Source organism: Bacillus sp. 491mf (assembly GCF_900112415.1).
Classification (GTDB): domain Bacteria; phylum Bacillota; class Bacilli; order Bacillales; family Bacillaceae_G; genus Bacillus_A.
The window spans coordinates 146,343-157,787 of record NZ_FOLV01000008.1 but is presented as its reverse complement, the minus strand read 5'-3'; the positions used below and the strand labels follow the sequence as shown (position 1 = coordinate 157,787).

Annotated in this window: 15 protein-coding genes and 1 pseudogene; 10 read left to right on the top strand and 6 right to left on the bottom strand. The window is 34.4% G+C overall.

Annotation, left to right across the window (positions count from 1 at the left end; translation table 11 throughout):
- Positions 1-179, top strand: a 179-nt coding sequence (locus tag BM211_RS10755) for a zinc ribbon domain-containing protein (RefSeq protein WP_141771622.1), incomplete at its 5' end; no start/stop codon positions are given.
- A gap of 171 nt (positions 180-350) precedes the next feature.
- Here the strand turns inward: BM211_RS10755 and BM211_RS10750 are convergent.
- Positions 351-848, bottom strand: a complete 498-nt coding sequence (locus BM211_RS10750) for a GNAT family N-acetyltransferase (RefSeq protein ID WP_090997021.1) — start codon at positions 846-848, stop codon at positions 351-353.
- Between the two features lie 181 nt (positions 849-1,029).
- On the opposite strand from BM211_RS10750, the gene BM211_RS10745 reads away from it, so the two are divergent.
- Positions 1,030-1,599, top strand: coding sequence for a DJ-1/PfpI family protein (locus tag BM211_RS10745; protein WP_090997009.1), 570 nt, complete (start codon positions 1,030-1,032; stop codon positions 1,597-1,599).
- Between the two features lie 86 nt (positions 1,600-1,685).
- Positions 1,686-1,880, top strand: a complete 195-nt coding sequence (locus BM211_RS10740) for a DUF4083 family protein (protein WP_090997006.1) — start codon at positions 1,686-1,688, stop codon at positions 1,878-1,880.
- A 152-nt stretch (positions 1,881-2,032) separates the two neighbouring features.
- On the opposite strand, the gene lsrF is transcribed toward BM211_RS10740, so the two are convergent.
- The 4 genes and pseudogenes from lsrF to BM211_RS25905 all read right to left on the bottom strand — a co-directional run.
- A complete protein-coding gene (gene lsrF / locus BM211_RS10735) occupies positions 2,033-2,818 on the bottom strand; it encodes a 3-hydroxy-5-phosphonooxypentane-2,4-dione thiolase (protein ID WP_090997003.1) in 786 nt (261 codons plus the stop codon).
- Between the two features lie 13 nt (positions 2,819-2,831).
- Entirely contained in the window at positions 2,832-3,188 is a 357-nt protein-coding gene (locus tag BM211_RS10730; RefSeq protein WP_090997000.1) for a cupin domain-containing protein, read from the bottom strand.
- Between the two features lie 25 nt (positions 3,189-3,213).
- Positions 3,214-4,776, bottom strand: a complete 1,563-nt coding sequence (lsrK, locus tag BM211_RS10725) for an autoinducer-2 kinase (RefSeq protein WP_090996997.1) — start codon at positions 4,774-4,776, stop codon at positions 3,214-3,216.
- An 8-nt stretch (positions 4,777-4,784) separates the two neighbouring features.
- Positions 4,785-4,934 (bottom strand): annotated as a pseudogene (locus BM211_RS25905) (sugar-binding transcriptional regulator); the annotation flags it as partial.
- 357 nt (positions 4,935-5,291) lie between these two features.
- On the opposite strand from BM211_RS25905, the gene BM211_RS10720 reads away from it, so the two are divergent.
- From BM211_RS10720 to BM211_RS26435, 6 genes are all read left to right on the top strand, one after another.
- On the top strand, positions 5,292-5,885 hold the full coding sequence (locus BM211_RS10720) for a TetR/AcrR family transcriptional regulator (protein ID WP_090996995.1): 594 nt from the start codon (positions 5,292-5,294) through the stop codon (positions 5,883-5,885).
- 157 nt (positions 5,886-6,042) lie between these two features.
- The gene (locus tag BM211_RS10715; RefSeq protein WP_090996992.1) at positions 6,043-7,611 is read left to right on the top strand and encodes an MFS transporter; all 1,569 of its coding nucleotides are present in this window, start codon (positions 6,043-6,045) and stop codon (positions 7,609-7,611) included.
- A gap of 78 nt (positions 7,612-7,689) precedes the next feature.
- Positions 7,690-8,220 carry a GNAT family N-acetyltransferase gene (locus BM211_RS10710; RefSeq protein WP_090996988.1) on the top strand — a complete coding sequence of 177 codons (531 nt, stop codon included), beginning with the start codon at positions 7,690-7,692 and terminating at the stop codon, positions 8,218-8,220.
- 17 nt (positions 8,221-8,237) lie between these two features.
- A complete protein-coding gene (locus tag BM211_RS10705) occupies positions 8,238-8,807 on the top strand; it encodes an isochorismatase family protein (RefSeq protein ID WP_090996985.1) in 570 nt (189 codons plus the stop codon).
- A complete protein-coding gene (locus BM211_RS10700; RefSeq protein WP_090996981.1) occupies positions 8,782-9,306 on the top strand; it encodes a cysteine hydrolase family protein in 525 nt (174 codons plus the stop codon). The genes BM211_RS10705 and BM211_RS10700 overlap by 26 nt, the downstream gene beginning before the upstream one ends.
- Positions 9,307-9,677: 371 nt before the next feature.
- Complete coding sequence (locus tag BM211_RS26435) at positions 9,678-9,848, top strand: hypothetical protein (protein ID WP_177206917.1); 171 nt, start codon at positions 9,678-9,680, stop codon at positions 9,846-9,848.
- Between the two features lie 70 nt (positions 9,849-9,918).
- Here the strand turns inward: BM211_RS26435 and BM211_RS10690 are convergent, their stop codons facing one another.
- Positions 9,919-10,413: a DUF6022 family protein gene (locus BM211_RS10690; protein WP_090996978.1), complete on the bottom strand. Its 495-nt coding sequence runs from the start codon at positions 10,411-10,413 to the stop codon at positions 9,919-9,921.
- Positions 10,414-10,561: 148 nt separating this feature from the next.
- On the opposite strand from BM211_RS10690, the gene BM211_RS10685 reads away from it, so the two are divergent.
- Entirely contained in the window at positions 10,562-11,263 is a 702-nt protein-coding gene (locus BM211_RS10685; protein ID WP_090996975.1) for a MerR family transcriptional regulator, read from the top strand.
- Positions 11,264-11,445: the final 182 nt, after the last annotated feature.

Genomic DNA, 11,445 nt, shown 5'->3' with positions numbered 1-11,445 from the left:
TTAAGGTAGAACCAAAGTATACTTCACAAGACTGTTCTGTTTGTGGGAATCGTGTGAAGAAGTCTCTCTCTATTCGTACTCACATTTGTACAAAATGTGGAACGGTATTGGATAGAGACTATAACGCGAGCCGGAACATCTTACAAAAAGGATTAGAAGAATTGCTTGCTACAAATTAAAACCTATAAACTGTAGGGCAAGGTTATGTCCGAACAGTATAATCTACGCCTGTGGAGACTGTGTAAGACGCAGTGGGACACCCCACTACGCAACGGTCTATGAAACAGGAAGCCCCTTCTTCAATCAATCCGTAAGGTGGATAAGGAGGGGTTATTCACCATCTGATACTACTAATTATGAACAGTATATTTATAGAATTTTTTGTCTACTTGCATAATAGGGAAATTTGTAGGTAATCTATCAATTTCTATATTTTTAAAATGATTTTTCTCGTAAAACTTATGGGCCGCTACAAATTGCAGCGTTGTTCCTAAGTATATTTCTTTCACTTCTTTTGTCTTTGCCCATGCAATCGCATTATGTAATAAAAGACCGGCTGTTTGAAATATTTTGCCTCTATACTCTTTTTTCACAAACATTTTTCTCAATGCTAATTGATGATTGCCAATATCTAAAAGAGCGATAGTGCCTACAACTTCTCCTTGATAAAGTGCGACCCAAAAATTACCGTTACCAAATTGGTAAATGCTTTCTATGCTAAGTAAATCAGGTTGATTCTCTTTTGAAATAGGGATATTGTATTCATCTTGTTGGATGGAAAGGATTAAATCTAAAATTTGAGATTGATAATTAGAAGAGTATTCTTGTATGGAAAGATTCTCATTCATATATAACACCGTCCGTTTATTGTAGATTTTTATTACTGCTTTCATTATACAAGATTCCATATTGATTATTCTAACAATTTGGAAGTGAAAACCTTCTCGATTTATTCTAAAAGTACCGGATAGAAATGTTTAAGGTTTTAAAAGTAATTGAATAACAAATGTAAAGGGGAATGATTATTGTATGGAAAAAGTATTGTTTCTCGCTTATCCACAATACGCTGATTTTGAAATAGCCCACGCATTATTTTTGCTTAGAAAAATAGGTAAAGCCAAAATTACTACCGTCTCCGTAGATGGTAAACCAGTAGAAAGTATTGGTGGATTAAGGACTCAAGTCGAAGCTTCTTTATCTGAAATTAAGGTAAATGAATTTGATCTCATCCTTATTTCTGGAGGAGATGGTGTTCATGAAATAGTAGATGAGGGAATGGTTAGTAAGACATTAATGAACGCCTATAACTTACATATTCCTATTGCTTCTATATGCGCTTCTGCCATTTTGCTAGCAAAAGCAGGGGTACTAAACGGTAGAAAATTTACGTGTCTTCAGCATACATATGAGAATAACAAAGCCCTATTTGAAACATCGGTATATACAGGAACAGATATTGAAGTGGAAGACACAATCATAACTGCAAAAGGTACTGCGTTTGCAGAGTTTGCAGTAACTGTTTGCCAATTAATGAACTTGTTGAAAGAGAAAGAAAAGTTAGATTCAACATTAAAGTTTTGTAAGGGAATAACCTCTTAACTTAAGAATCTTTTTAAATAGAATTTCAACAATGCCAATCAAGATAACATAGGAATAAAGAAGAAACAGGAAGGATAGATGTAAGAATGGCTATTTTTTCAATCTTAAACATTGTTTCAATTACTCTTTTCTTCGCTTTAATACTGCTATTTTTTATTTCGCTTGGCGCATTTATACGATCACGACTCGTCAATCAATCTAGACAAAGAGCTTCTATAAGTGAAATTGAGAAGAAATTAGATAGAGTTATTGAGCTGTTAGAGAAGAAAGAAAAAAATTAATTTTTTCACTTTAACAAATATGTGAATTGAGAAGCGAACAAGAAATGTAAGTGTAAATGTGAACACCCTCTATTCTCAAAGTTTAGAGGGTGTTCATATTTACACAATCAGTGTTACTGGAAGTGAAAAATGTAGTTTTATATAATTATGATTCACGAATTTGTAATCGTATTATATAATTCTAGAGCTTCTTTTACATTCAATCCATTTTTTACGATGCCATGAATCGATTGAATCATCGCAGCCGGATGTTCGGATTGCCAAATATTTCGTCCCATATCAACACCGACTGCACCTTCTTGCAGTGCATTGTATGTAATTGTAAGCACTGCTTCAATTGTGTCTAACTTTGGCCCCCCTGCAATCACAACTGGAGCCGGACATGTACTTGTGATTTTTTCAAAGCCTTCACAGTAATACGTTTTAATGATATCAGCACCCACTTCAACACATACACGTGAAGCTAACGCTAAAAAACGTGCTTCCCGTTTTTGAAGTTCCTTTGCTACTGCAGTTATTCCGAGTACAGGTAAACCATAATCGTGTGCTTCAGATACAACATTCGCAAGGTTTGTTACAGTTTGTGTTTCATAATCAGATCCAACAAAGACAGATACGCCAACGCCAGCTACGTTATGACGCAAAGCTTCTTTTATTGGAGTAACAATTGTTTCATTCGCAAGATCTTTTCCAACTACAGTAGCCCCGCCAGATACACGAAGAACCATAGGCGTTTTACAATCTTCTGGTATACAAGAGTTAAGTACACCTCGAGTTAAAAAGAGGGAGTCCGTGTAAGGAAGTAAACTTTTTACTGTTTCAAGAGGCTGTTCCAATCCATGAATGGGTCCTAAAAAATAACCGTGATCAATTGCTAACATAACTGCTTTTCCATCAGGTAAAATAGTATGTAAGCGATTTTGAAATCCCCAAGTCATAGGGTATCACTCCTTAATTACAGTTTGGATTTTCTGTTTGTACAGTATCTTTTTCTTGCAAATGAGGCGATTTAATAAAGAGCGCTTTAAAATTTTGTGAAGAACGATTGATGAGATAGTGAGATTCATGAGGACGAACTTGTAAGACGTCACCTTGTTTAATAGGAACTTTTACGTGATTAATATAGAAATCTATCTCACCTTCTAATGCATAGAAAATTTCTTCACAAGTTGTATGATAATGGTTTTGAAAATCTTGCCCTGGTTTAATGACAACAACACCTATATCAATATTAGGGCCCTTTACTAAATATTTTGGTCCATTATCACCGAAGCGATAGGAGAAATCTTCTTCATTTACTTTTAGCATGCTTTTCACTCCTTTTTATAACAATTTACAGAGCTCCAGGTGCAATCCACATATGAGAAGTAAATCCTTGATCAGCTAATTGAAGTTGCTGCTGATATACAGCCTTCCAGTTTTTATATAGTTTTTGGTATTGTTCATGATTTTTATTGTTCGGTAAATACGTTGTTTCCCATTTTACAAATTGTTCAGAAATAGACTCCATTGAATGATAAATACCGGCACCAATCCCCGCTACAATTGCTGTTCCTAAAGCGGCTGCTTCTTTGACTACAGGTACTTTTACAGGAACACCTAATACATCAGCGACAATTTGACACCATAATTTTCCCTTTGAAGCCCCTCCAGCAAAAACTACCTCTTTCGGGAACCGTCCTGTTAATTCTTCAATTAACTTTAAATTTCCATATGTCACGAAAGCTGCATTTTCTTCAATAGCTCGAAATATTTCTTTCTTCCCGCACTTTTCAGGATCTAAGCTTAAATTTATAAAAGAGGGAGATGCATGACGCCAAGAAATATAGTTCATGACATTAGAAAAAATTGGAATGATACCGCGTGATCCAACTGGGACATCCTTTGCTTGTTCCTCTAATAATTCGTAAGCATCGATACCTAGTTCTTTTGCTCGTTGTTTTTCTTCCAGGCAGAAAGCGTCTCGAAACCAGCGCATCACAAGACCGGGAAAAAAGGCAATTGTTTCGTATTGCCAAAGAGTAGGAAGAACGTGACAATTTACACGAATGCGAGCATTTGGATCTAGCACAGGATTGCTTATGTTCACTTCTTGTTGCCAAAAACTTCCGCCGCAAATGAAAGTTTGCCCGCTTTGGACAACTCCAGAACCAAGAGAAGCCATTTGCGCATCTCCGCCTCCAGTAACAACAGGCGTTCCCTCGAATAATCCAGTTTCTGCTGCGCATTGTTTTGTTACGTTTCCAATAATAGTTCCAGCTTCATTTATTTTCGGTGAGAGTACTGATGAGAGGTTGCATTTCTCTATTAGTTCTGGAGCCCAATTTCTAGTATGTAAATTAAAAATCCCCGTCGTACATCCATTGGAAGGATCCATTTGTAATACGCCGCACAACTTATATAAAATCCAATCATTTAACATTGTAATAGAATGTGTTCTTTCATAAATGTCAGGTTGATGTTTTGCAATCCATTTTAATCTTGGTAATGCACCTAGAGCGAAAGTTTGCCCTGATATTGTATATATATCATGTTCAAGGTGAGATCGTATTTGTTTAAGTTGTGTAACTTCAGCTGTCGCACGGTTATCAACATTGGCACATGCCCAAATTTCAGTACCATCCTTGTCATATAAAACAAATCCTTCGCGCATACTTGTTGCACTAATTCCTTGAATAGTAGAAGAAGGAATACGACTTGTTTGTAGTACATCTTTTGTACAGCCTTGAATAAGCTTCCAGTTTTCCTTTACGTCAAAATCCATTGAACCTGGATATCGTGAGTCTTCCATATGAACCCATTCTCGTTGACTTACAGCAAGTTGCTTCCCTTGTAAATCAAATAAGACAGCTCGGATACTACCGGTTCCGGCATCATAAGCTAATAGAGCAGTCATTATATCCCACGCTCCTTTTCTAGTAAACGGACAACCTTATTTCTAGATATATGTAGTAAGGAGGCTATTTATTGTTGGGGAAGATAATCTTTGTAATAACACCACGTAGTTTTTGTTAACAGGTTTTCTTCAAAGTTTAGTTGTATCATGATTTCCATCTCTTCAACATATGTACAAATATTTTTATTTATACCGTTAGCAGTTGGAAGTTACTTGAGAAAAATAATTTTTAGATATGAAGAAAAAGATATACAGTGCTATAAAGCAAGTAGAGAATAAATAGTATTTGAAAAATGTTTTCTATTTAAAAATAGGTGAAAGTATTTTAAAAGCGTATCTAGGACATGAATGCCATTATTTCTTCTAAGGCAATACAAGTTAATAGTTGATGAAATTATATCGTTCTGTTAAATGGAAGAATATTTCATAAAATGAAAGTAATTAGTTACTAACATTTTACTTTATGGTAATATGTTAGTAATCACTTACTTATATATTAAATGGAGGGAAATAAAATGAGAAAAACATCAGCAAGAGAAAAGATTATTGAAGCAGCTGTTTTATTATTTGGTGAAAAAGGATACACAGCAACGACAATTCGTGAAGTTGCTGAAAAGGCAGAGGTAAGCGAATTAACCATTTTTCGTAACTTTAAAAATAAAGAAAATTTATTTCGAGAAAGTATTATTTTACGAACAACACCAGTTGCGTTGTTAGAAGGATTGGATGAACAGTTTACTGGTGATTTAAGTAAAGACCTTACAACAATTGCAGAAACATACATACAGATTAACCTTCCAAAGTTAAATTACATTTGGGCGGCTTTACTTGAATCCAGACAAAATAGTGAGATGAAACGACTGCTTCATGAATTAAATTCACATTTAGTTGATCACTTAGAAACATATTTACAAAAACTTAGTGAAAAAGGGTACATTGCACCGTGCAATTATCGATTAATAGCAAACATGTTTTATGGTCAGTTATTTTTATATATTATGAATGTTAGCCTAACTGACGAGGATATTAAATTAGAAGAATACATAGAGACAAGTGTAAATCTTTTTGTTAACGGGGTTTCTTATAAGGAAAATAAAGTGAAACTTTAATCAGTGGGGGTTTTCTTCAACCCCCACTGATTATTAGTTGAACCAATCGGGCTTTTACGGGCAGTTTATCTCCCACCTAACTTCTTTGCTTTCGCCGAATTTTGAGGTGGGAGTATTACTGCCCGTTAATGCGGGATAAATAGGGAGATATAAGGATATGAGAAAATTATTTGCACTATTTGCATTAGTTTCTGGATTTTTTATGGCGATCTTAGATTCAAATATTGTGAGTATTGCACTTCCAGAAATGACGAAAACGTTTCATACTTCAATAGACAATATTTCGTGGATTGCAAATGGATATAACGTTGCGTTTGTTACATGTTTATTAATTGCGGCACGTCTTGCAGATCAATTTGGTCGCAAGATGTTGTTTGTTATTGGTTTATTAGGATTTTCAATTAGTTCACTAATGTGTGGATTTGCCTCTTCTTTTCATATGTTAGTTATTTTTCGTGTACTCCAAGGAATGTCTGCTGCTATTATTGTTCCAGTTGCGATGCCACTTGGATTAGAACTTGTTCCAAAAGGAAAACAAGGTATGATTAGTGGAATTATGGGGGCCTTTGGCGGCTTAGCTGCTGCGATTGGTCCTTCCCTTGGCGGTGTTTTAACAGATAAATTGAGCTGGAATTGGGTGTTTTTTATTAATGTTCCAATTGGTATCCTTTCTTTACTCTTCGTTTTCTTTTTAATTCAAGAATCTTATGATCTTACATCTAGCCGTAAAATAGATTGGCCAGGTATGATTACTTCATCATTCGCTTTGGTTACACTTGTATATGCTCTTATACAAGTGAATAAATCAAGTGTAAACTACGCCACTATGAGTTTTCTGTTTATCATTTCTTTTATAAGCTTCGTATTATTTATTATCATTGAAAAGAAAAGTGAAAATCCGATGTTACCTTTACATTTATTCAGATACAAGGAGTTTTCATTTGCTAATCTCGCTTTGTTTTTTGTGGGGATGGGCATTATGAACTTTTTATTTGTTTTTGCTTTTTATCTAGTAGAAGTAGAAGGAATGAGTGAACTTCGGGCCGGAACGATTATTAGTACATTAGCAATTGTCTCAATGGTGGTGACTGCAATTATGACACCAATTGCTGCTAAGCGTGGAAGTATTGCTATTGGTTGTATAGGAATGATTGCATTTTTAATTGCTTCTTATTCATTTGGTCATATGTCATTAAACGATACGGATTGGGACCATGTATGGAGGCTTATGATTGTAGGTATTGGTACAGGTTGTACACTCGCTCCTTTTACAACAACTGCAGTATTAAGTGTGCCAGCTGAAAAATCGGGTATTGCATCAAGTGTATCAAATATTTCTAGAACAGTAGGTAGTATTGTTGGTGTAGCTGTTTTAGTGGTTATTTTAAATCACCAACTATCTATTGAAAAAGAAAAAGTAAATAAGGAAGCGGAAAAAATCATTTATGAAAGTAATCAAACAAGTTTGCAAAAAGAAAAAATGATACAAGAGTTAAAATTAATAACTTCACAGCAAAGTGTAATGAAGGATGCGAGTGAAAATAATAAATTTTATAAACAAATTCAAGTAAAATATAAACATGCGGTTATGAATAGTTTTAGTCAAACTTTCCAAATAGGTGGGGTTATTTTTCTTTTCGCGTTGCTTAGTTTAGTGATCGAAATGTATATGGAAAGAAGGGAGAAAGCCAAAAAAGTAGCTATGCTTTCTTTGGATGAAATGTAATAATAACATTATGTCAACTTTGTTTTTGTAATATTTAATGAAAATGAACATTGCAACTATTGCGAACGGAGGAGAATTATGTTATTTCAGAAGAAAGATGTATCCATTCGATACGTAACAGAAAATGATGTTCAAACTTTATCAAATTGGCTATCAAACCCTGAAGTTTTACGCTTTTATGAAGGACGAGATAAACCACAATCACTACAGCAAGTTCGAGAGCGCTATATAAGTAGTTCGGGAGAGAAACGGTGTATTGTAGAATACAAAAACAAATCTATCGGTTATATACAAATCTATCCTTTAGATCCAGAATGGAAAGCGTTATATGGATATGATGAGAGAGAAAATGTGTGGGGAATGGATCAATTTATCGGAGAAACAGCGTACTGGAACCGAGGAATTGGTACAGAACTTGTACTGGCTGTAATTACATATATTAAGAATGAATTAGGAGCATTCGCAATCGCGATGGATCCAAGAGTAAGTAATGAACGAGCAATTCGTTGTTATGAGAAGTGTGGGTTTCAAAAAGTAAAAGTGTTAAAAGAACATGAATTGCATGAAGGGGTATGGGAAGATTGTTGGATGATGGAATACAAATCGTGAGTTAAAGGGGAAATGGTATGAAAGCATTGCTAGTTCTAGATATGCAAAAAGGAATTTTAGCAAAAAAGAATTTTAGTTCTGAAAAAGATTTAATTAAAAAGATGATAAATCGTTTTAAAGATCAAGGTAATCCCGTTATTTTTATGAAGCACAAGGATGAAAATCCAGAGAGTTGCATATACAGTCAATCGGAAGACAGTGAAATAGAAAATCAGTTTGTAAAATATATAGATTATTTAGTTGAAAAAGCCACGCCGAGTGCTTTTTTACATACAAGTTTAGATGATATATTACGTCAGAATAATGTTAATCATGTGGTTGTAGTAGGATTTAATACAGAATATTGTTGCTTATTTACGTCTATTGCTGCTTTTGAAAAGGGATATAAAGTTACTGTTATAGAAGATGCAACTGGTACAGTAAATGATGGAGAAACTTATGAGATGCCAGGATTAAATATTAATGATTTTGTTGGTTCGGTATTAAATTGGTCCAATGTCATTGAGGTTTTATATTATAGTGAATATGTAGATTCCTATATTGGGAAAGGGAGTAATTGCAATGAAACAAGCGCTTATAGTAATTGACGTGCAAGAAGGTATGTATACAGTAGGTATACCTGTACATAATGGCTCGGAATTATTGCGAAATTTACAGGAAGTCATTCAAAGATGTCGTGCGCATGATATTCCTGTTATTTATGTCCAGCATAATGGTTCTAAGGGGCATCCGTTAGAAAAAGGTACAGCAGGTTGGCACATTCATTCTAAAATTGCTCCAATGCCAAATGAGATGATAGTGGAAAAAGAAACACCGGATTCTTTTTATAAAACGAATCTTCGTGAAGTTTTGCGAGAAAAAGGAATCGAACATCTTTTTATTTGTGGATTGCAAACAGAATATTGCGTAGATACAACTGTTCGCCGCGCGTTTAGTGAAGGGTATAAGGTAACGTTGATTCAAGGGGCGCATAGTACGTTTGATTCAGAACAATTACGTGCTGAGGATATCATTCACCATCATAACAAAGTATTAGGTTGGTTTGCGGATATAGTAGATGTAAAAGAAATAAAACTGATTGTATGATAGTCAAGCCAGCATTTTTAGGGGAAATTCCTAGAAATACTGGCTTATTTACTTTATAAATCCATTTTAATTTTTCGACATATAAGTCGCTGCTATGAAGAATACGGCATGAACGCTACTAGCTTTCTCCTTTTGTCTTAAACCCTGCATGTGGCAGAAATAGGACCTGACCACTTCTATGCATGGCCAGATGCTCTCACCCCCTAAAAAGAAAGAGGGGTTTTTATGACGTTTTTTTGCCAGTCATAGAGCAACATTATTTAAGATTTTAAATTCAATATCTTTGCGTTCTACAAACCAAGATAAGTCTATGGAAGAAGTGATTCCATTCTTATTCTCACATCAATTTACTCGAAAAGAAGTGATTCCAGTTGCTCGTACTGAAAAGAAAGCTGATCCCTCGCTTAGATTTATCCTGGATACCAGATGCTTGGTGGCGTTGGGTTAGTCCAGCAAAGAAGAAAAAAGGAATACCTGAAGAAATGAATCGTCGTCATTTTGAAGTATGTGCATTTTCACAGATTATGTGGGAACTTAAATAGTAGGTAGTTCCATATATTGTTACTTGTTGGATGGATCAAGCCCTTTTTAGACAGTCTCTTGTTACATTAATCAAGAATTTTCGTTTAGGCTTAGAATTTTTTTGGTAATTTCATTTCTTTCAGTACTTGTAAAAGTCATTAGTTTTGGAGCTGAAGGGAGGTTGAAATTTACATGAGAATGAGATAATTCAAAAAGAAAAGTACCAATTAATTGTTTATTTTGGTTTTCAATGACAATCCAAAAGATACGTTTTTCATGATCAGGCGTTCCCCATTTTGCTTTTTCAATAGAATTTCTAAAATTTAAGCAGCCAGCAATAATAAAGTCATCTTCTTTTGTTTTTTCAGCAGACTGAAAACCTGCTTTCTCAAGCTCTTTCCATGCTGGGGGAAGTAGGTTATCTAAGTACATACCATACGTGGCATCTTCATACTCCGGAAATAATTTTTGGAGTTCCTCAATGGTATTTGCAAGAACTTCTTCCCAATGGTCCTTTAGATAACCAGATACTTTTTGTCCTAACTCTTCAATTGACATTTCGGGTTGAATGTTTAATTTTGACACTTAGATCCCTCCATCATTTTTTATTACTTACTCCTTAATCTTATAACATTAAAGCCAATTATAAAGTTTTCAATTGTATATACTTATTTTAAAGGGGATTAAATGATAAACTTTATAATAAATTTAATGTTGATAGGGATGAAGAAGAATGAAGAGTAATATAAGGCCTATTGATATTGCGAAAAGGTTAAATGTAAGTACTAGCACTTTAAGAAGTTACGAAACAAGGGGGATTATCCCACCCACAGAAAGGTTGGATACAGGATATCGAATCTATACGGAGGAACATTTAGCATATTTTGAATGTATAGTAGCCATGTCACCCGGGTTTGGAATGGAGATAACAACAGCTGTATTAAAAAAACTGCAACAAAAAAATTTGAATTCTGCACTCTGGATAATCAACGAGATACAAGCAGTCACCTATCAAGAAAAAGAGTTAGCAACTAGAATAATAAAAGACCTAAACAATATCGTTGATTCTCAATCGATAGCAAATCACCTAATGACGATTGGAGAGGTAGCAAATAAAACAAAAATTTCTACTTCTACTATACGATATTGGGAAAAAGAGAGACATGTTAATTCAAAGAGAGGTAAAAATAATTATCGCTACTTTAATTCATATCAGTTTATTAAAATTTTGTTAATGAAGCTTACACAAAACGCTGTGTATTCACACGAAATTGTTCAATTAAAAAAATCTATTAGAAATTTGGAGGAATACAATATTGAAGGGGCAAAAAGCATTGTCCGGGAGTGCCAACAGCATTTAAATAAACGTAATCAAGAACAGTTACATGGACTATACTTTTTGTATCAATTATGTGCAAAGTTAGGATTAAAATAACTAAGAAAATATTAATATAGGGTAATTTTGCTCAAATCCCCAAAAAGAGGGAATAAGAACAAATAAAAAAAGTCGATTTTTTGGTTAAGAGATCGACTTTTTTTATGGGTTGAAACTTCCTTAGCGTTGTAAACCCGCACCTTCCTGACGGTACCTCATATAAGTCTTATTCATGCATTTGA